The sequence below is a fragment of the Acidiphilium multivorum AIU301 genome (assembly GCF_000202835.1).
Classification (GTDB): Bacteria; Pseudomonadota; Alphaproteobacteria; order Acetobacterales; family Acetobacteraceae; genus Acidiphilium; species Acidiphilium multivorum.
Map to the genome: position 1 here is coordinate 3,105,477 of NC_015186.1, position 18,504 is coordinate 3,123,980.

At 70.9% G+C, this 18,504-nt stretch carries 21 protein-coding genes; all 21 read left to right on the top strand.

All coding sequences use genetic code 11. The annotated features are described in order from the left end of the window. The first annotated feature begins 2 nt into the window (after positions 1-2). Entirely contained in the window at positions 3-647 is a 645-nt protein-coding gene (locus ACMV_RS14080; RefSeq protein WP_013640858.1) for a hypothetical protein, read from the top strand. After that, positions 647-1,492: a hypothetical protein gene (locus ACMV_RS14085; protein ID WP_013640859.1), complete on the top strand. Its 846-nt coding sequence runs from the start codon at positions 647-649 to the stop codon at positions 1,490-1,492. Before ACMV_RS14080 ends, ACMV_RS14085 begins: the two co-directional genes overlap by 1 nt. Positions 1,493-1,502: 10 nt before the next feature. Further along, positions 1,503-1,640: a hypothetical protein gene (locus ACMV_RS21240; protein ID WP_013640860.1), complete on the top strand. Its 138-nt coding sequence runs from the start codon at positions 1,503-1,505 to the stop codon at positions 1,638-1,640. 3 nt (positions 1,641-1,643) lie between these two features. After that, on the top strand, positions 1,644-3,200 hold the full coding sequence (locus ACMV_RS14090; RefSeq protein ID WP_007421564.1) for a tail protein: 1,557 nt from the start codon (positions 1,644-1,646) through the stop codon (positions 3,198-3,200). 8 nt (positions 3,201-3,208) lie between these two features. Then, positions 3,209-3,637: a hypothetical protein gene (locus ACMV_RS14095; protein WP_007421565.1), complete on the top strand. Its 429-nt coding sequence runs from the start codon at positions 3,209-3,211 to the stop codon at positions 3,635-3,637. Next, positions 3,634-3,939 carry a hypothetical protein gene (locus ACMV_RS14100; RefSeq protein ID WP_007421566.1) on the top strand — a complete coding sequence of 102 codons (306 nt, stop codon included), beginning with the start codon at positions 3,634-3,636 and terminating at the stop codon, positions 3,937-3,939. The genes ACMV_RS14095 and ACMV_RS14100 overlap by 4 nt, the downstream gene beginning before the upstream one ends. 151 nt (positions 3,940-4,090) lie before the next feature. Beyond that, complete coding sequence (locus ACMV_RS14105; protein WP_231844429.1) at positions 4,091-4,876, top strand: hypothetical protein; 786 nt, start codon at positions 4,091-4,093, stop codon at positions 4,874-4,876. Positions 4,877-4,892: 16 nt separating this feature from the next. Then, entirely contained in the window at positions 4,893-5,579 is a 687-nt protein-coding gene (locus tag ACMV_RS14110; protein WP_013640862.1) for a hypothetical protein, read from the top strand. Beyond that, positions 5,576-5,770 carry a hypothetical protein gene (locus ACMV_RS14115; RefSeq protein WP_007422926.1) on the top strand — a complete coding sequence of 65 codons (195 nt, stop codon included), beginning with the start codon at positions 5,576-5,578 and terminating at the stop codon, positions 5,768-5,770. The genes ACMV_RS14110 and ACMV_RS14115 overlap by 4 nt, the downstream gene beginning before the upstream one ends. Then, positions 5,763-6,743, top strand: coding sequence for a hypothetical protein (locus ACMV_RS14120; RefSeq protein WP_231844430.1), 981 nt, complete (start codon positions 5,763-5,765; stop codon positions 6,741-6,743). The genes ACMV_RS14115 and ACMV_RS14120 overlap by 8 nt, the downstream gene beginning before the upstream one ends. Continuing rightward, positions 6,740-7,288 (top strand): phage baseplate assembly protein V, encoded by a 549-nt coding sequence (locus tag ACMV_RS14125; protein WP_007422924.1) that lies wholly within the window; start codon positions 6,740-6,742, stop codon positions 7,286-7,288. The genes ACMV_RS14120 and ACMV_RS14125 overlap by 4 nt, the downstream gene beginning before the upstream one ends. Continuing rightward, positions 7,288-7,656 (top strand): hypothetical protein, encoded by a 369-nt coding sequence (locus ACMV_RS14130; RefSeq protein WP_012040115.1) that lies wholly within the window; start codon positions 7,288-7,290, stop codon positions 7,654-7,656. Before ACMV_RS14125 ends, ACMV_RS14130 begins: the two co-directional genes overlap by 1 nt. Before the next feature lie 18 nt (positions 7,657-7,674). Continuing rightward, positions 7,675-8,799, top strand: a complete 1,125-nt coding sequence (locus ACMV_RS14135) for a baseplate J/gp47 family protein (protein WP_013640864.1) — start codon at positions 7,675-7,677, stop codon at positions 8,797-8,799. Positions 8,800-8,802: 3 nt separating this feature from the next. Then, complete coding sequence (locus ACMV_RS14140; protein WP_007422920.1) at positions 8,803-9,477, top strand: hypothetical protein; 675 nt, start codon at positions 8,803-8,805, stop codon at positions 9,475-9,477. A gap of 92 nt (positions 9,478-9,569) precedes the next feature. Further along, on the top strand, positions 9,570-10,823 hold the full coding sequence (locus ACMV_RS21840; protein ID WP_013640865.1) for a glycine-rich domain-containing protein: 1,254 nt from the start codon (positions 9,570-9,572) through the stop codon (positions 10,821-10,823). Positions 10,824-10,837: 14 nt separating this feature from the next. Next, entirely contained in the window at positions 10,838-11,329 is a 492-nt protein-coding gene (locus ACMV_RS14150) for a phage fiber-tail adaptor protein (RefSeq protein WP_013640866.1), read from the top strand. 9 nt (positions 11,330-11,338) lie between these two features. After that, on the top strand, positions 11,339-13,882 hold the full coding sequence (locus ACMV_RS14155) for a right-handed parallel beta-helix repeat-containing protein (RefSeq protein ID WP_013640867.1): 2,544 nt from the start codon (positions 11,339-11,341) through the stop codon (positions 13,880-13,882). Between the two features lie 27 nt (positions 13,883-13,909). Continuing rightward, entirely contained in the window at positions 13,910-15,802 is a 1,893-nt protein-coding gene (locus tag ACMV_RS14160) for a hypothetical protein (RefSeq protein WP_013640868.1), read from the top strand. A 2-nt stretch (positions 15,803-15,804) separates the two neighbouring features. Further along, positions 15,805-17,943, top strand: coding sequence for a hypothetical protein (locus ACMV_RS14165; protein WP_013640869.1), 2,139 nt, complete (start codon positions 15,805-15,807; stop codon positions 17,941-17,943). A 5-nt stretch (positions 17,944-17,948) separates the two neighbouring features. After that, a complete protein-coding gene (locus tag ACMV_RS14170) occupies positions 17,949-18,302 on the top strand; it encodes a hypothetical protein (RefSeq protein ID WP_007422432.1) in 354 nt (117 codons plus the stop codon). A 16-nt stretch (positions 18,303-18,318) separates the two neighbouring features. Then, entirely contained in the window at positions 18,319-18,498 is a 180-nt protein-coding gene (locus tag ACMV_RS20020; RefSeq protein ID WP_085947342.1) for a hypothetical protein, read from the top strand. Positions 18,499-18,504 lie beyond the last annotated feature (6 nt).

The following is an 18,504-nucleotide window of genomic DNA, read 5'->3' on the forward strand; positions in this document are numbered from 1 at the left end:
TCATGGATGGAACGCGGCTGGCGGACCGGATCGCCTTCGGCGGCGGCATGGCCGCGCGCAAGGCGGGCGTGATCTGCGACGCCTACCGGCCGCGCGACGGGGCGTGCCCGATCGTCGCGGCGAACCGGCTGGTGCGGCTGGGCGTGCTGGTGTTGCCGGTCTCGGGCTCGGTGCGCGGGCCGGCGCCGCTCGGCCTGCCCTATCGGCAACTCGTGCTGGACCAAGCCTATGTGCGCGCCGGGGATTATGTCGCAGGGCCGGCGGGGACGTTTCTCGTGGTGAACAACGAGCCGCCGGCGCCGGTGCTGGGGGCGCGCTGCAACGAGACGCTGTCGATCTGGCGGCCGGCGGCGCAGGCGGTGCCGGGGATCAATCCCTATGGGGCGATTCTCGGCGCCGGGGCGCGCGGCGTGCTGGCCGGATTTCCGGCGGCGCTGCTGCCGGCGCGGGGCGGGACCCATGCCGAGGCCGGGCTGCCGGACGACACGCGCGCGCCGGGCTACATCGCCGCGGTGGCGGCGGTGGAGGGGCTGGCGCCGGACGTGGCGGATGTGGTGCGCGATGCGCGCGGGCGGCAGTTCGTGATCGACCAGGCGGAGCTGTTCGGCGGGATCTGGCGGCTCGCGCTTTCGGCGAGCATCGTCTGATGGCGGGGCAGCAGGATGTCGAGAACGCGATCGTCTCGCTGATCGCGACGGCTTCCTATCCGGCGGGAACGGCGGCGGCATCGGCGATCGCCGGGCCGGACGGGATGGTGACGTGCCGGGTCTATCGCGGCATGCCGAACGCGCCGGCGCTGGAGGCGGATCTCGCGCGGGGCGTGATGCACGCCACCGTGTTCGCCGAGCCGGGCGGTGTGCGCAACGTGACGCGCTATCCGCGCGAATGGATCGAGATGGCACCGGTGCCGGCGACGCTGTCGGTCAGCGTCGCGGGAATGGCGGCGACGTTCACGGGGCAATGCGCGGCCGGGCAGCTCGCCGGCATCGCCGTCGATGGCGCGATCTTTCCCTATGCGGTGCAGGCGCGCGACACGCCGGCGAGTGTGGCGAGCAATCTCGCCGCTCTGCTGCGCGCGGCGGGGTGGCTGGTGAATTACGCGGGGACGACGCTGAGCGTGCCGGCGGCGCACGGGCTGATCGCCCGCGTCGTGGCTGGGGGTGTCGCGCTGCGGGAGATCAAGCGCCAGGTGCAGCCGTTCCGGATTTCGCTGTGGTGCCCGGACCCGCTGACGCGGGACGCGGCGACGGCGGTGATCGACCCCGCGCTGGCGGCGCCGCAGTTCATCGGCCTCGCCGATGGCGCGGCGGCGCGGCTGCGCTTTGTGGGCACCGAGACCACGGACAGGTCGATCGATGCCGGGCTGTACCGGCGGGACCTCATTTACGACGCGGAATATCCGACGACCGAGGCGATGACGACGCCGGCCATGCTGTTCGGGGTCGGCGGGATCGCGGCGGGCGGCGCGTTCATCGCCGGCATGACCGGCTGAAGGAGAGACGATGAAGATCAAACTGGTGGTGGTGAAGCCGTTCGAGGGCTTCAGGCGGGGCGACACGATTACCGACGCGGCGAAGATCGACGCCGTGCTGGCGTCCGCCCAGGCCGGGTCGGTCGTGCGGGTTGTGGCGGAGGGCTGAGGCATGCCGATATCGCAGGCAGGCGCGCTGAACACGACGGCGCTGATCGTTCCCGACCTCTATGTGCAGATCGTGCCGCCGCAGACGCTGCTGCTCAACGGCGTGCCGACCGATGTGCTCGGCGTGGTCGGCTCGGCATCGTGGGGGCCGGTGGGCGAGCCGATGATCGTCGGCTCGATGGGCGACTATGCCGCATCCTTCGGGCCGGTGATGGCGCGGCAATACGACATGGGCACGGCGGTGGCCGTGGCGGTGCAGCAGGGGGCGTCGAATTTCCGCTGCGTGCGGGTGAGCGACGGCACCGATGCCGCGGCCTCGGTTTCCATTCTCGGCGCGCTGACGCTGACGGCGCTCCATACCGGATCGCTCGGCAACGCGATCACGGTGACGGTTTCGGCCGGGTCGGCGGCGAACAGCTGGCGGCTGACCGTGGCGCTGCCGGGGCGCACGCCGGAGGTGTTCGACAACATCGCCGGCACCGGAGCCGCGTTCTGGCAGGCGGCGGCGAATGCGGTGAATGCCGGGACGGGGCCGCTGCGCGGCGCCTCCGAGCTGGTGGTGGCGAGTGCCGGCACGTTGTCGACCCCGCCGGTGACGGGGGTCTATCCGTTCGCGGCCGGCACGCCGGGCAGCGACGGCGCCGGCGGGCTGACCGCCGCCTCGCTCGTGGGCCAAGACACGCTGCCGCGGAGCGGGATGTATGCGCTGCGCGGGCAGGGCTGCGGGATCGCGGTGCTGGCCGATCTCGACGATCCGACGCAGTGGAGCCCGACCGTCGCCTTCGGCCTCGAGGAAGGCTGCTACATGATCCTGGCCGGGCCGCCGGGCGACACGATCGCCAATGCGGTGTCGGCGAAGCGGACGGCGGGGATCGATTCCTATGCTGCCAAGGTGATGTTCGGCGACTGGATCTGGTGGTACGACCAGGCGAACGGGATGACCCGGCTGGTGTCGCCGCAGGGTTTCGTGGCCGGGCGGCTCGCCAATCTCTCGCCGGAACAGAGCTCGCTGAACAAGCCGCTCTATGGCGTCGTCGGCAGCCAGAAATCGGGGCGCGCCGCATCCGGCACCACCAGCACCTATTCGTCGGCCGATCTGTCGGCGCTGATGTCGGCCGGGATCGACGTGATCGCCAATCCGCAGCCGGGCGGGGCGTTCTGGGGCGTGCGCGGCGGGTTCAACGCTTCGTCCGACAGTGCGACCAACGGGGACAACTACACCCGCATGACCAACTACATCGCCGCCACCCTGTCGGCGGGGATGGGGCAGTATGTCGGCCAGCTGGTGAACGAGACGCTGTTCCGCCGCATCCGCGGCACGCTGCTGGCCTTCCTGAACACGATGCTCGGCCAGGGCATGCTCGGCACCACCAACGGGGCTTTGCCCTTCGCGGTGGTGTGCGATGCCTCGAACAATCCGCCTTCGCGCACCGGGCTTGGCTATGTGCAGGCCGATGTGCAGGTGCAGTACCAGGCGATCAACGAGCGGTTCATCGTCAATGTCGAGGGCGGGCAGACCGTGCAGGTCAGCCAGCAGACCCTGCCCCAGGGCACGGTGTGAGGTAGCAGATGCCATACAACACGTTTACCGTTGGCAATGATTGCCAGCTCGTCGTCATGGGGCCGTTCGGCCGGGTCGATCTTGCCCATGTGACCGGATTCGAGGTGAGCCAGGTGACGCAGAGCGTGCGCGTCGACCGGCTCGACGGGGTGCAGCTCGGCGCCGAACTGCCGAGGGGATGGCAGGGAAGTTTCCTGCTCGACCGCGGCACCTCGGCGGCCGACGATTTCATGGCGCAGATCGAGCAGGCCTATCTGTCGGGGCAGGCGATCCCGCCGGGAACGCTCTATCAATATGTGAATGAAACTGACGGATCGACCTCGACCTACCAGTTCGATGGGGTCGTGTTCAAGCTCAGCTCGGCGGGCGTGTATCGCGGCGACATGCCGGTGGCGCAGAAGCTCGACTTCTTCGCCTCGACGCGCAGGCGCGTATGAGCGGCGGCGCGGTGGAGGACGCGCGCGGGCGGGTGCTCGCGTTGCGGCCGCTGACGATGCTCGACCGGCTGCGCCTGTTCAAGGCGCTCGGGCCGGAGCTGTCGATGAACGAGGCGTATCTCGGCGTCGCCTCGCTGGCGGCGTCGGTCAGCGCGATCGATGGCGTGCCGCTGCCGTTTCCGGCGAGCGAGGCGGCGGTGGAAAACGCCGTCGAGCGGCTCGGCGAGGCGGGCATCGAGGCGGCGGCGGCGGCGTTGCAGCCGGAGGATGCCGATACGGTGAAGGCGCTCGCGGGAAACTGAGCCGGCACCCCGCGCTGATCGACTGTCTCTACCTGGTCGGGCGCGGGGTGCCGTTCGAGGTGGCCTTCACGCTCGGCGAGGCGGAGCGGATCGCGTTCGTCGTCGCGTGCGGGGAGCTGGACGGGCTGACATTCGACTGGAAGGCGATGGCGTGGGTGCAGGTGTGAGATGGCGCGACGGTGCGGGGGCGCGGTTCGCCGGGCTGGCGCGGGGCGGGTTCGGGCGGATCGCGCCCCGCCGGCTGCGCTCGGTGGCGCGGAGAATGCGGCGGGCGGTGACGTCCGCCATGCAGGCGGCGCCTGGGGCGTTTCCGACAAGTCGTCCTCGGGACGGTGCGGCCGTGATGTTGCGGGGTGGATGGCATCATGCCGTGCGGCTTTCAACGGAACGGATGCGGCACGCATGGCACGTGCGGCATCATCCGTCGCCGCGCGCCAGCCTGCGGGTTGCGGCTGTGACGGGGCGGCGCGTGGCGCACGGCTTCGGGCCGGAGATCCGGCTGGCGGGCGCGCATTTGCCGGCGCGGCGGACCCCGATGGAACGGTCGAGGCGGGTGGTGGCGCGGGACGTGCCGCTGATCCACACCGCCCTGCGCGCCGGGGCTCCGGCGATGGCGGCTTCGCGCCGCGTGGTGGCCCCGCATGTGGCGTCAGGTCGCTCCGGGCCGCATGCCTGGAATGGGGCTCATGTTTCGTCCGCAGCGTCGGCGCGACCGGTGGCGCCGGTCGTGCCGGGGCGGGCGGTCGGTGCGGAGGCAACGGGGCTGGCGGCGGCGGCGGTGCGGCCGGAGACGCGGTTCGCGGCGCCGGAGCGGATGGATCTCGGCCGCTGGCTCGGCGGGTTGTTCGGCGACGAGGCGCGGCGGCCGCCTTCGGGCGTGACCGGATACGACACGCGCATGTCGCCGGTGTTCCCGGGCCGCAAGCCGGGATTCTGAAAGCGGGAGGCGGAAGATGGCGGCGATCATGGTGACGCTGGGCGGCGTTGCCTTCCGGGATTTCGAGGTGCCGCAGGCGATCGAGTTCGGCGGCTGCCAGCGGCTGGCGGTGCATGAGTTGCCGGGCGGCGGCCGCGTGATCGACACGCTCGGCGCGGCGGCGGGGATCATCCGTTTCGCGGGCACTTTCTCCGGCCCCGATGCCGAGGCGCGGGCGCAACTGCTCGATGTGGCGCGGGCGGCGGGGGCGACCCTGCCGCTGGCCTGGAGCGGCTTCGCCTTTGAGGTGGTGATCGCGGATTTCGTCGCGGTTTACGAGAAACCCTGGTGGATTCCGTTCTCGATCGAGCTGGTCGAGGCGCAGAACCTGGTGACGGCGGTGCCGGACGCGCTGGCGCAGGCGGGGCTCGATCTCGTCAGCGCCGGTGGCCTGGCCGGGCTGGCGGGACTTTCGCTCGGCTCCGTAACGGTGACGGCGCCCGGGAGCATTGCCGCGGCGCAGGGGGTTGTGGGCGGCGCGCTGAGCGCGGCGGAGAACGGGCTGGCGGCGGCGCAGGGCGCGTTCGGCGCGAGCGCCGGCGCCTCGGCGGCGACGCGGGCGCTGCAGGCGATGGGCACGGCGAGCCTGTCGCTCGCGGCGCTTGGCGGGGCCGCCGCCTATCTCGGCCGCGCCGCCGGCAACGCTTCATTGGGGGCGGCATGAGCGGGACGACGACGATCACGGTCGCGGGCGGCAATCTCTACGAGATCGCCGCGCGGCATCTGGGCGATGCGACGCAGTGGATTCGCATCGCGCAGCTCAACGGGCTGTCCGACCCTGTGCTGGTCGGGCTGGTGACGCTGGTGCTGCCGCCGGTGGACCCGAATGCGGGTGGCGGGGTGCCGCGTGTCTGAGGCGGTGACGGTGCGGGCGATCGCTCCGTTCGCGACGCTCGACGGAGCGCCGCTGCCGGGGCTGGAGCGGCTGGAAATCCGCCAGCCGGGCGCGTTCGAGGCGGCGTGCTTCGTCCTCGAATTCGCGATCGGCGCGGTGCCGGGCGGCGCGGCCTGGTTCGCGGGATTGCAGGGCGGGGTGGTGACGGCGGGCATCGGGACCGGGCCGGCGCTGGTCGTGGGCCAGGTCGACAATGTCGCGATCCGGTTCGATCTCGGTGCCGCGATCCTGAGCGGGCGGGATCTCGCCGCGCGGCTGATCGATGCCGAGGTGGACCAGACCTTCTCGAACCTCACGGCGAGTGAGGTGGCGACGGGATTTGCCGGCGAGGCCGGGCTTGCCGCGAATGTGGACGCGACGAGGACGCGGATCGGCCAGTATTACGAGCTGGCGCATGCGCAGACCGGGCTCGGTCTGCATTCGCGGCACGCGACGCGGTGGGACCTGCTGGCCGCGCTCGCGGTGCGTGAGCGGTTCAGCCTTTCGGTGACCGGGACGACGCTGAATTTCACGGCGCCGCCGGCCGGCGCGCCGATGCTGCTGACCTATGGGCGGGATCTGATGACGCTGGGCTGCGACCGCGCGGTGGCGCTGGCAAGCCCGAAGGTGACGGTGCGGAGCTGGAACCCGAAGAGCAAGGCGGCGTTCAGTTCGAGCGCCGGCAGTTCCGGCGGGACGACGCTGATCCGCCCGAACCTGACCCAGGGCGAGGCAGAGCGCGTTGCGGCGGCGGCGCAGGCGGCGCTGGCCGCGCAGGCGGTGCGGCTGCAGGCGAGCATGCCGGGCGAGACGTCGATGATGCCGGGAACCCCGATTTTGCTCCAGGGCACGCAGACCGCGCTCGATGGCGCGTATGTGGTGCGGAGCGTGGAGCGGGTGATCGGCGGGCGGATCGGGTTCCTGCAGCATTTCGAGGCGATGCGGGCGGCATGATGGAGCATTTCTGGAACGCGGTGAAAGGCCGGGCGGCGGCGCTCGACGGGCTTTCGGCGCAGGCGCGGTTCGCCGTGGTCGCGAGTTTCGATCCGGCCGCCTACGCGGCGCGGGTGACGTTGCAGCCGGAGGGCGTGCTCTCGGGCTGGCTGCCGGTGCTGGCCGGATGGGTCGGCGCAGGCTGGGGCATGGCGGCGCCGTTGTCACCGGGCGACCAGGTTCTGGTGCTCGGGCAGGAGGGCGACGCCGAACAGGCGGTGGTCCTCGGCCGGCTGTGGTCGGACCGCGATCCGGCGCCGCAGGCGGCGGTGGGCGAGTTGTGGCTCGTGCATCAGAGCGGATCGTTCCTGCGGCTGCGCAATGACGGGACGATCGCGATGAAAGCCGGGACGGTTTCGATCGAGGGGGATCTGATGGTGAGCGGAGAGATTTCGGACCTGAGCGGGACGCATGGCAGTCTCGATACGCTGCGGCGGGCCCATGACGGGCACACCCATCCCGATCCGCAGGGCGGTTCGACCGGCACGCCCTCGACGGTGGTGTGATGGCGGATCTCGCATTGACCTTCGGCGGCGACCTTGCCTTCGGCAATGGCGGCGACCTTGCTCTGGCCGAGGCGGCGGCGCTGACCGAGCAGCGGGTGCTGCGGCGGCTGCTGACCAATCCCGGCGGGTATGTCTGGCAGCTTTCCTATGGCGCCGGGCTCGGCCAGTTCGTCGGCGCGGCGGGGCCTGCCGCTGCTGCCGGCGCGCTGGCGCGGGCGCAAATGCGCGGCGAGGCGCGGGTGGCGAGCGCGCCGCCGCCGCAGATCACGGTCAGCCAGGGCAATCCGGGCGGGCTGGCGATGACCATCGCCTATCAGGACGCCGCGACGGGACGGGCGCGGGTGCTCGCGCTGCCGGGTTCCGTCTGATCAGCACAGGGAATTCCGATGCAATTATCGCTGCAGAGCTTCACCGCCATGGTGGAGCAGATGGCCGCTGCCCTGCAGGGGGCGGCGAGCCAGGCGCTGGACCTGACCGTCGGGTCGGTCCTGCGGGCGCTGCTCGAGGCGAACGCCTCGCTCGGCCTCTGGCTGCAATGGATGATCGTGCAGGTGCTGCTGACCACGCGGCTTGCCACCAGCACCGGGGCCGACTGCGACAGTTTCGGCGCGGATTTCGGCTTCGCCCGGCTGCCGGCGGTGGCGGCCGGCGGCACGGTGACCTTCGCGCGGTTCGCTCCCGTGCTGTCGGCCTTCGTGCCGGTCGGCGCGACGGCGATGACCGCCGATGGCAGCCAGAGTTTCGCGGTGACGGCCGACCCGGCGAACCCGGATTTTTCGGCGGCGCAGGGCGGATACACGCTGGCGGCGGGTGTTGCCTCGATCGACCTGCCGGTGAGCGCGGTGGTGCCGGGGGCGGCCGGCAACGTGATGGCGGGGGCGATTTCGCTGCTGACCACGGCGATCGCCGGGATCGACACCGTGAGCAACGCGGCGCCGATGGGCGGCGGCGTGGACGCGGAGAGCGATGCCGCGTTCAAGGCGCGGTTCGGCAACTATCTCGCCAGCCTGTCGCGCGCGACGACCGGCGCCATCGAGGAAGCGGTGGCCGGTGTGCAGCAGGGGCTGTCGGTGACGATCAGCGAGAATGTCGACCAGACCGGGGCCGTCAGCATGGGCAATTTCATCGTCACGGTGGATGACGGAACCGGCCATCCGCCGGCCTCGCTGCTGGCGACGCTGGGCCGGGCGGTGGACGCGGTGCGGCCGGTGGGCACGCGTTTCGCGGTGCAGGGACCGACGGTGGTGACGGCGGACGTGTCGATGACGCTGGTGCTGGCGACAGGGACGGTGCCGCAGGCCGCCATCTCCGCGGTGACAGCGGCGATCGCGGCCTATATCGGCGGGCTGCCGGTGGGCGCGACGCTGCCTTACTCGAAGCTGCTGCAGATTGCCTATGACGCGTCCGACGCCGTGGTGAACGTGACCGACGCCCTGCTGAACGGTGGCACGGCCGATCTGGCGCCGCCCGCGTTCGGGGTGGTGCGGGCCGGCACGATCGGCGTGAGCTGAGCCATGAGCGGTTCGAATCCCCCCGGCAGCGCGGCCGACATGGCGGCGCGGCTGAAAATGGTCCTGCCGGCCGGCTGGTTCGCCGATGCGACGCCGGTGCTGGACCAGGTTCTCGGCGGGCTCGGCGCGCTCTGGGCCGGGCTTTACGCGCTGATCGGCGCGGTGCGGCGGCAGACGCGGATCGCGACGGCCTCGGGGCCGATGCTGGACATTGCCGCGCGCGACTATCTGGGCGGGCGCATCGTCCGGCGGGCGGGCGAGGCGGATGCCGCGTTCAGCATGCGGATCCGCGCCAATCTGCTGGCACCGAAGGCAACGCGGGCGGCGCTGGCGGCGGCGATCACCGCCGAGACCGGGCGGGCGCCGGCGATCTTCGAGCCCGCCAACACGGGCGATACCGGCGGCTATGGCGCCAACACGCTGGGGTATGGCGCGCGCGGCGGCTATGGCAGCCTTGCCCTGCCCTATCAGTGTTTCGTGACGGCCTATCGCCCGCTCGTGGCCGGCAGCGGCGCGTCCGGCGGGTTCGGGTACGGGCCGGGCGGGTATTCGACCTCGCCGCTGGCCTGGAGCGATCTCGCCCAGGATGTGGGGCTGGCCACCGATGCCGACATCTACGCAACCATCGCCGGCGTGCTGCCGGTCAATGCCATCGCCTGGACGCGGTTGCTGAACTGACGGGCGATCCCGCGCCGTTTTCATCCCTGCCGGCCGGCCGCCGCCCTGATGCGGCGGGTGCCGTCGCACGGCCTCATGACAAGGACATCTTCATGGACAGGACCATCGTCTATCCGGGGGCGATCCCGCTGGATACCGACATTCTGAACCTCAACCGCAACGTGATGGTCGCGATCGGCGCGCTCAATGAAGCGGTGCTCGGCGGCGGCATGGTCGCGGACGGGCTGGCCTGCACGCCGACCGTGCCGGCCTCGCTGACGGTGACGGTGGCGCCGGGATCGATCACCCAGCTCGGGCCGGTCGATGCCAACAGCTATGGCAGCCTGCCGCAGGATACCGCGCAGCAGACGGTGCGGATGGGCATCAATCTCGATCCGGTCACGTTCACCCTCGCGGCGCCGGCCAGTTCCGGCCAGTCGGTGAATTACCTGATCGAGGCGACGTTTTCGGAGGCCGACGCCGATCCGGTCGTGCTGCCCTACGTGAACGCCGCCGATCCTTCGGTGCCGTATTCCGGGCCGGGCAATTCGGGCGGGGCGCAGAACACGCAGCGGCTGCAGCGGGTTCAGCTGCAGGTCAAGCCGGGTGCGGCGGCGGCGGCGGGAACCCAGGTGACGCCGCCGGTGGATGCGGGGTGGGTGGGGCTTTACGTCGTCACCGTCAATTACGGGCAGAGCGCGATTACCGCGGCCGATATCGTCACGCTGCCGCAGGCGCCGTTCCTGCCCTTCAAGCTGCCGCAGCTGCGGCCGGGCTTCTCGCAGATGCAGGTGTTCGAGAGCTCGGGCAGTTTCGTCGTGCCGCCCGGGGTGACGCAGGCGAAGGTGACGGTGGTCGGCGGCGGCGGTGCGGCGGGATACCACGTCTCGATGCCCGGCGCCGGCGGTGGCGCCGGTGGGACGGCGATCGACATCGTCACCGGCCTCGTGCCGGGGCAGGTGGTTGCGGTGACGGTGGGCGCGGGGGGCGTGGCGCCCACCTCGCCGGCCAGTGGCGGCAATGGCGGCACGTCGAGCTTCGGCAGCTACATGTCGGCCACCGGCGGCACCGGCGGCGAAGGCGGCTCCGGCTCGCTGTTCGCAACGGCGGGCGGTGCCGGCGGTATCGGTTCCGGGGCGCGGATCATCCAGGGCGGGGCGATGGGCGGTGACGGCATCGTCGTCGCCTCGCGCGGCGGCGATGGCGGCGGGCCGGGCCATGGGCGCGGGGCGAGCGGGCCGCTGGCCGGCCTGTCGGCCACCGGCTTCGGCGGCGGCGGCGGCGGCGGCGGCGCCTCGACCGGCGCCGCGCCCGTCGGCAGCCCCGGCGGGGCGGGCGCGCCTGGCATCGTCATCGTCGAATACTGAGCGGAGCCATCCAGATGAGCGCAACCACGACACCGGCCAGCCGGATCTGGCAGGCCGCCTCGGCACGGCTGATCGAGATCGAGGGGTTCATTCCGACCCCGCGCGGGATCGCGCTGCTGCCGCCGCGGCCGCTGGCCTGGCCGGAAAAGGATCCGGGCGATACGCTTGACTACACCTTCGACGTGGCACCCGCCCTCGCGGGCAGCCCGGGCGATGCGATCGCCACCGTTTCGGCCACGGTGAGCCCGGACAATCCGGGCGATGTCACCATCGCCTCGACGGCGATCGATGGCACCCGCGCCGTGCTGTGGCTCGCCGGCGGGCAGCCGGGCACGATCTATACGGTCACGGTTTCCATCACCACGCTGGCCGGACGGAATCTCGCGCGGAGCATCGCCCTGCCGGTCGTTTCGCTGGCGTCGGTGCCGGCGCCGGCGAGCGCGATCACGACACCGGGCGGCGCGCCGATCACCAGCCCGTTCGGCCAGCCCATCACCGCGAACTGAGGAGGCGGCATGCCAACCATCGGACAATTGCCGGCGGCGAATTCGGTTTCGGATAGCGACGAACTGCCGCTCTACCAGGCCGGACAGACCGTGGCGGCGACGCGCGCGCAGTTTCTGGCCGGCATGCAGCAGCAGCTTGCCCTGCCGCAGGGCACGCTGCTCGGCGGTGTCGGGCCCGGAACGGCGGCGCCGGTGCCGATCACCATCGGCGCCAATCTCTCGCTCAGCGGCACGACGCTGGCCGCCGCCGCGGCGCCCTTCGAAATTGCGGCATTGCCCGCAGGGGCGGCGCCCGCCGCCGGCGACGCCGTGCCGCTCGGGCAGGGCGGGGCGAATGTCGCGCTCGCCTATGGCGCGTTCATGAGCGGGATCTCGACCCTGCCCGGCGTGCAGGCGGGCGGGTTCGAGGCGGTCGCGGCCGGGGCGAGCGCGGTGCGCTCGATTGCCGAGCTGGCGGCCAATGCCGTCGCGATCGAGGATTTCGGCGCGAGGGGCGATGGCGTGACCGACGACGCGCCGGCGCTGCGCGCGGCCCTTGCCGCCGGCAGTCCGGTCAGGTTCGGGCCGAAGACCTACCGGATCGACGGCGAATGCGACATCAGCGGCACCGCCGCGACGCTGATCGGCGTGCCGGGGCAGACGGTGCTGACGCGCGGCGCGCAGAGCGTGGCCGGGACATCGAGCCAGGCGGCGTGGATCAGCGTGAGTGCTGCGACATTCAATGCCGATGGCATCATCTTCGATGCCAATGCCGCGATCACCGCACAGACCTGGGGGGTGGTGATCCAGGCGGGCTGCACGGCCTCGAACATCACGCGCTCGCTGTTCCGCAACGCCAAGGGATCGATCTATGGCTGGGGTCTCGCGATCGCGCCGAGCGATCCGACGGTGACCAGGCATCATGTGCATGATTGCGAGTTCACCGCGAACGCGGTGGACGGGCTCTGGGTCGCGGCGACGGATGCCGTGGCGGTGACAAGCTGCCGGGCGCACGACAACGCGCGCAACGGCATCTATGTCGACAACCAGGATCCGACGCTGACGCTGAAGATCCGCGATGTGCAGGTGGTCGGCAACACGTGCTGGAACAACCAGACCGGCATCGTGATCGGCAATTTCAACCAGACGAACCGCGAGCCGCCCACCTATGGCAATGCCAATCCGGACGTGCTGGGCGCGCTGGTCGCGCAGAACTGCGCCTTTTCCAACAGCGGCTACGGCATTTCGATTTCGGGGCGGAACATCCTGGTGACCGGGAACCTGCTGGTCGATAACGGGCCGGCCGGCGGCGGGATGCTGGTGAACACCGGGTATTGCCGCGTCGCCAACAACATGATCATCAATTCCGGCGGGTTCGGCATCGATGCCGGCGGGTCGATCCATGTCGAGCTGAGCGGCAATTACTGCGACGGGCAGACGATCGGCATCGGCATCGGCGGCAGCCAGAACTGCACGGTGCGCGGCAATTTCATCCAGGACTGCACCACGGGCATCATGGCGCTCAACGTCGAATCCGACGGGCGGGGCACGAATTTCGGCATTTCCTGCAACAATCTCGAGATTGCCGGGAACAGGATCAATTACGGCGCCGGCGGCTATGGCATCGTCCTGCAGGATGCGCCGCAGCTCGTCGTGGTGCGGGACAACATCGTCTCGTCCGGCACGTCGGGCGACCCGCTGAACGCGCTGGTTCCCTATACGGATTCGGTGGTGCTGCGGAATAACATCGTGAATTTCGACGACACCTTCGCGGTGAATCCGGTGGCCGCGAACGGGGTGAACACGCTGGTCTATCCCGATCTGCTCGACCGCGTGACGGTGTCGCAGAGCACGGGGGCGGTGCAGTCGATCATCAGCGCGACGGCGCAGCGCACCGAGGGCATGATCACCTACATCAAGGTGACCAATGGCGGGTCGAACTACGCCAATGCCACGGTGTCGATCAGCGGGACGGGCAGTGGCGCGGCGGCGAGCGCGTGGATCGCCAACGGCGCGGTCATCGGCGTCTACATCACCGCGCGCGGCAGCGGGTACGGACCCGGCACCCAGGTGAGCATCACCGGGGATGGCACCGGCGCGACCGCGACCGTGCAGGTCGGCCTGCCGGTGCTGGAGGGGCGGCGGCTGGAAATCGACTGTCTGGCGCCGGTGAGCTTCGCTTCTGCCGGCAGCGCGCCGGCGCAGGAGAACTGGACCGGCGCGCCGCTGACCGTGCCGGCCGGCGCGACGATCGAGTGGCGGGGCCATGCCGGGGCCTGGCAGGCGGCGCGGTTCATCCAGTCGGACTATCTTGTGCCGGCCGCGGACGGCAGCGTCACGCTCGGCAGCCAGGCGGGCGATGTGCGGCTCGGGCCCGCCGCGGGTGGCGCGGTGCGGCTGATATCGCCGACCGAGCCGACCGGGTGCGTGGTGCTGATCGGGCGGGGTTCGCCGCTCGGCGTGGTGAGCGCGCCGCCCGGATCGAGCTATCGCAACCTCGACGGCGGCGCCGGGGCAACCTTCTGGATCAAGCAGACCGCGACCGACGCGACCGGCTGGGTCGCGATCGCCTGAGGCAGCGCGAGAGGACATTCCCGAACCATGACGACGATACCGCAACTGCCCACCGCCGCGAGCGTGGGGCCGACCGACCTGTTGCCGCTGTCGCAGAACGGCGTGCTCTATGCCGCGAGCGTGCAGCAGGTGACCGCCGGGCTGCAGCAGGAGATCAGCCTGCCGACCGGTGACCTGCTCGGGCGCAACAGCGCCGGGGCGGGAACGCCCGAAGCGGTGGCACCCGGCACCGGCCTTGCGCTTGGCGGCGGCACGCTTTCGGCGACCGGCACCGATCATCTCGGCTTTCCGGTGCTTGGCACGTTGTCGACCGCCGACGAGGTGGTGGTGAACGCGCAAGGGGCACCGGGACGGCTGCCGGTGACGGAGCTGCGGGGGCTGTTCTCCGCGGGTGCCGGCCTTGCGATCGACGCCAACGGCACGCTCAGCGTGACGGCCAGCGCGATCGCGGGGCCGACCGGACCGGCTGGGCCGGCCGGAGTGACCGGGCCCGCGGGTCCGGCGGGTCCGGCGGGTCCGACGGGGCAGGGACTCGCCGCGCCGGGAGCCACGAATTCGGCCAGCACCATCGGCACGGGCGACTTCGTCGCGATCTGGCAGAATGGCGCCAATGCCTGGGTGTCCTATGAAAAGCTGGTGGGCGGGCAGACGATCGACCAGCTGCCGGCGGCGGGACCGGCGGCGGATTCCGACCTGATGCTGGTCGCGCAGGGCGGCAACGCGCTGGCCAGCCAGAGCTTCGCGGCGATCTGGACCTATGTGGCGCAGAAGATTCCCACCATGCGGCGGCAGGTCGTCGAGCTGAACAGCAACACGGTGCTCGACGCGACGACGCACAACCAGCGGATTCTGGTGGTCAGCCAGCCGATTACCCTGACCGCCAATTTCACCAATATGGGCAGCGGCTTCACCTGCCGGGTGATCAACCTCGCCTCGGGGCCGGTGAAGATGGGCACCGGCATCACCTCGGGCACCGGGGTCGGCGCGTTGCCGCCGGGCACCGCGGCGGAACTGACGGCGCTGACCTATTCCGGCGGGTCGCTGGTGTGGTGGGATGGCATCGCGATGCCGACGCCGACGATCACGGTGAACGCCCCGGGTACTCCGCTCGCGAATGCCGCGTTCACGGTGAGCGGTGACCTGTTCGACGAGACGCCCACGGCGCTCGATTATTCGACCGACGGGACGACCTGGACGGCCGCGGCTGCGCCGACGATCGGCGCGGGATCCTACTCGTTCCAGATGCCGGGACTGCCGGCGGGCACCTACACGATCGCGGTGCGCGACCATAATGCGACCGGCGTGGTCGGCCGAAGCGCGCCGTTCAGCGTGGTCGCCGCGGCGGTTTCGCTCGGGATCGTGCCGGCCAGCGCCACGGCTGGCGGCAATATCGCGGTGAGCGGCGCCGTGGCCCCGGCGGGGGCGGCGGTGCAGGTGGGGCTTTCGGCGAGCGCGACCACGCCCCCGGCAAGCTTCGTTGCCGCGACGGTGAGTGGCGGCACCTGGTCGGCCACGCTGCCGGCGGGCAGTGCGGCTGGAACCGCCTATCTCTGGGCCGAACAGACGGCGGATACGGCGGTGACGGCGGTTTCGGGCGCGATCGCGGTGACGGCCGCGACGCCCTCGGTGACCTATACGGTCAACCAGCCGGCGACCACCTCGGTCGCCGCCGGGTCGGGCACGCTGGCGCTGAACGGCGGCATCAGCCCGGCGCAGGCGATCGCGACTCAGGTGGCGTTCTCGACCTCGGGCACCACGCCGCCATCCAGCGGCTGGCAGGCGGCCTCGATCATCGACAACAATGGGCTCTGGGCGGTCTACGCCACAATTCCGGCAACGGCGGGGGCCTATTACGTGTGGGTCGAGACCGCGACGGGGCAGGCGGCGGTGGTGTCCGGCTTCACGATCACGGTGACCTGAGCATGAACCTGTTTTCGGTACGCCCGGCCGCGCCGCTGCGGAACGGAACGGGGCGGCTGTTCGCGCGCGCCCAGACGGCGGATTCGGTGCCGGCGGGGAGCGCCTTCGCCGGCCCGACGCCGGCCTCGGTCAGCGGGCTGGCCGGCTGGTGGGATGCCGGCGCGCTTGGCGCCGTGCTGGATGCCAATGGCAATCCGCTCGTCGCGTGGAATGCGCCGGCGGCGGCGCTGGCCGACAAGTCCGGCAACGGGGCGACGCTCCTGCCGTTTCACATCGCGGCGGATACCGCGCCGGCGACGATGATGGCTGTGCCGCGGGTCAACGGGTTTCTCGGCGCGGCAGGCAGTCCGGACCCGGCCATCGCGCAGTACGGGCCGACGCTCGATCCGGACTGGGGATTGTCGCTCGCGCGGTTCGACCTCGGCAGCGGGGCGGCGTGGACGCTCTATCTCGTCTGGACCCGGCCGAACTGGCGGCAGGGCACGATCGAGGTCGACAATGCGCCGATCCCGCTGATCCATGCGATGGCGACGGGAACCACCATCATCGAGGCCGGCGGGCCGGGTGGCGGCGGGCTGACGCTGTTTCCCGGCACGGCGGCGAGCCGCGGCATCACCGCGACGATCGAACGGCGGCACACCCATGCGCTGATCCTGCGCAACACGCCGGGGACGGGCGTGGATGTGTGGCTGGACGGCGCGCAGGTGGCGAGCGGTGTCGCAAATCCGTTGCCGGCGTCGGCGGCGGGCAATGTGCTGCTGTTCCACGACAATACGGTGCAGGGCTCGGCGCAGTGCTGGTTTCACGAGGCGGCGTGCTGGACCCGGGCGCTGGATGCCGTGGAGGTCACGACCCTGGTGGCCGCACAGGGGCGGTGGGTGCTGGGGGCGCGGCGGGGCGTCAACCTTCTGGTGATGGGCCAGTCGAACGCCGAGTGGTTCGTGCAGGCGGGCGGGGCGCTGGCGCTGGCGCAGGGCGTGGCGTGGTATCTGGGCGCGGCCGCCTGGGCGGCGACGTCGCTGCCGGCGGGGAATGTCGTCAGCCCGGCGCGGTATTCCATGATTGCGGGGCATCCGGTGTCCAACTCCTCGCCGCCGCTGTTCCCGCCCGGGGCGGCGAACGGCACGTTCCTGACCAATCCTGGCGACGGGTCTTCACCCGCGACCTGGGCGCTGGGGCCCGACGGGCAGGCGCTTTCGGCCTATCTGACCGGCTCGCAGGCATTGGTCCCGGCGGTGGACGAGGCCGATATCGCCTTCCTCCTCTGGCCGTGGAGCGAGCAGGACAGCACGATGCCCTATGCGAACAAGACGCTTTACAAGGAGAGTGTCAGCCGGCTTGCGGCGCTGACGCGGCAGATGCTGGGGCGAAGCGCCGCCTCGCTGCCGCTGCTGCTCTGGAGCGCCATTCCCTACGAGACCGATCAGGGTGTGCAGATGGTGCGCGAGAGCGTGCTCGACCTGTCGCTCGACCCGGCCGGGAACGCCGTGATCTTCGTGGCGCAGACGGCGGATTCCAATCCGCTGAACGCGACCTGGGACCCGGCAACCGGCCTGTTTTCCGGTGGCGATCCGCAGCATCGGGACCAGCCGGACCTGCTGCGTTATGGCCGGATCGGCGCCCATGCGGCGGCGCGGGCGGCGCTGGCGATGGGGCTTTCGGACTCCATTCCGGCGGCGGCCGTGCCGGCAAGCGGCCTGCCGGTCGCGGGCGGGCCGTCGATCACGCATGCGTATCAGGCGGCGCCAGACCAGGTGGTCGTGACCATCCGGCACGACGCCGGCACCGATCTGCGGGTGAACCTGCAGGCGGCAAACGGGGCGGGGTTCGCGGTGATGGACGGTGGCACGGTGGCGAACCCGGGGCCGATGATTCCGGCCACCGCCGCCTCGCGCGTCGATGCGACGCATGTGGCGGTGACGCTGCAGCGCGCGCCGGTAAGCCCGGCGGCGTCGTGCCTGCTCTACTATCCCTATGGCAGCACACAGATCGGCCGGCGCGATGCGGTGACGGACAATCTCTCGAGCCTCGCGCCGCCGGCCGGATGGTCGATGGCGGCGGATCTGGGAGCGGCTTTTGCAATCGACATGCCGCTGCAGGCGACCGCCTACGGCGTCCCGCTTTCGACGACGCCGGGGTAAGCGCCATGGGAGAGGATACGGTCACGTTCCTGCGGGACGCTCTGGGCGACCTGCGCTCGGAGGTTGGCCTGTTGCAGGCGGAGATCGCCTCGGCGCGGCGCGATATTGCCGCGATCGAGGCAAGGCACCTCGCGCTGGAGGCCTGGCGCAACCGCTTCGAGTTGCAGGTGGCGGGCACGCAGGAGCGGTTCATCGACAAGTCCGACGAACTCGTCGACGCGTTCGCGCGGTTCCGCTCGGAGCTGGCGCAGTTCCGTGGCGAACAGTCGGGCAGTCATCGGGTGATCATGGTGGTGATCGGCGTGATTTCGGCGGTGATCGGCAGCGTTGCCGATCACTGGCTGCGTTTCGTCGGATGACAATGGAGGGGATCTGATGCGTCGCTTTCTCCACGAGATAGTCACCCGTGAAAAATCGAACTTTGCTGATCTGGGGGCGATGTTTTGGTGGCTGGCAATATTGGGATTTGCAGGGTCTGGGCGAGCTGAGGGGAAAAACCTTGCAAAACCGTTGGAGCGTTGCGCGGTGGTCGCGATCGTGATTCTCTCCCTTTGATGTCGA

Coding starts and splice junctions, on each gene's coding strand:
- ACMV_RS21240 (WP_013640860.1), top strand. CDS start 1,503: ATGAAGATCAAACTGGTGGTGGTGAAGCCGTTCGAGGGCTTCAGGCGG.
- ACMV_RS14150 (WP_013640866.1), top strand. CDS start 10,838: ATGAGCGCAACCACGACACCGGCCAGCCGGATCTGGCAGGCCGCCTCG.
- ACMV_RS14095 (WP_007421565.1), top strand. CDS start 3,209: ATGCCATACAACACGTTTACCGTTGGCAATGATTGCCAGCTCGTCGTC.
- ACMV_RS14130 (WP_012040115.1), top strand. CDS start 7,288: ATGGCGGATCTCGCATTGACCTTCGGCGGCGACCTTGCCTTCGGCAAT.
- ACMV_RS14110 (WP_013640862.1), top strand. CDS start 4,893: ATGGCGGCGATCATGGTGACGCTGGGCGGCGTTGCCTTCCGGGATTTC.
- ACMV_RS14085 (WP_013640859.1), top strand. CDS start 647: ATGGCGGGGCAGCAGGATGTCGAGAACGCGATCGTCTCGCTGATCGCG.
- ACMV_RS14125 (WP_007422924.1), top strand. CDS start 6,740: ATGATGGAGCATTTCTGGAACGCGGTGAAAGGCCGGGCGGCGGCGCTC.
- ACMV_RS14115 (WP_007422926.1), top strand. CDS start 5,576: ATGAGCGGGACGACGACGATCACGGTCGCGGGCGGCAATCTCTACGAG.
- ACMV_RS14135 (WP_013640864.1), top strand. CDS start 7,675: ATGCAATTATCGCTGCAGAGCTTCACCGCCATGGTGGAGCAGATGGCC.
- ACMV_RS14155 (WP_013640867.1), top strand. CDS start 11,339: ATGCCAACCATCGGACAATTGCCGGCGGCGAATTCGGTTTCGGATAGC.
- ACMV_RS21840 (WP_013640865.1), top strand. CDS start 9,570: ATGGACAGGACCATCGTCTATCCGGGGGCGATCCCGCTGGATACCGAC.
- ACMV_RS14160 (WP_013640868.1), top strand. CDS start 13,910: ATGACGACGATACCGCAACTGCCCACCGCCGCGAGCGTGGGGCCGACC.
- ACMV_RS20020 (WP_085947342.1), top strand. CDS start 18,319: ATGCGTCGCTTTCTCCACGAGATAGTCACCCGTGAAAAATCGAACTTT.
- ACMV_RS14140 (WP_007422920.1), top strand. CDS start 8,803: ATGAGCGGTTCGAATCCCCCCGGCAGCGCGGCCGACATGGCGGCGCGG.
- ACMV_RS14080 (WP_013640858.1), top strand. CDS start 3: ATGGATGGAACGCGGCTGGCGGACCGGATCGCCTTCGGCGGCGGCATG.
- ACMV_RS14165 (WP_013640869.1), top strand. CDS start 15,805: ATGAACCTGTTTTCGGTACGCCCGGCCGCGCCGCTGCGGAACGGAACG.
- ACMV_RS14100 (WP_007421566.1), top strand. CDS start 3,634: ATGAGCGGCGGCGCGGTGGAGGACGCGCGCGGGCGGGTGCTCGCGTTG.
- ACMV_RS14090 (WP_007421564.1), top strand. CDS start 1,644: ATGCCGATATCGCAGGCAGGCGCGCTGAACACGACGGCGCTGATCGTT.
- ACMV_RS14170 (WP_007422432.1), top strand. CDS start 17,949: ATGGGAGAGGATACGGTCACGTTCCTGCGGGACGCTCTGGGCGACCTG.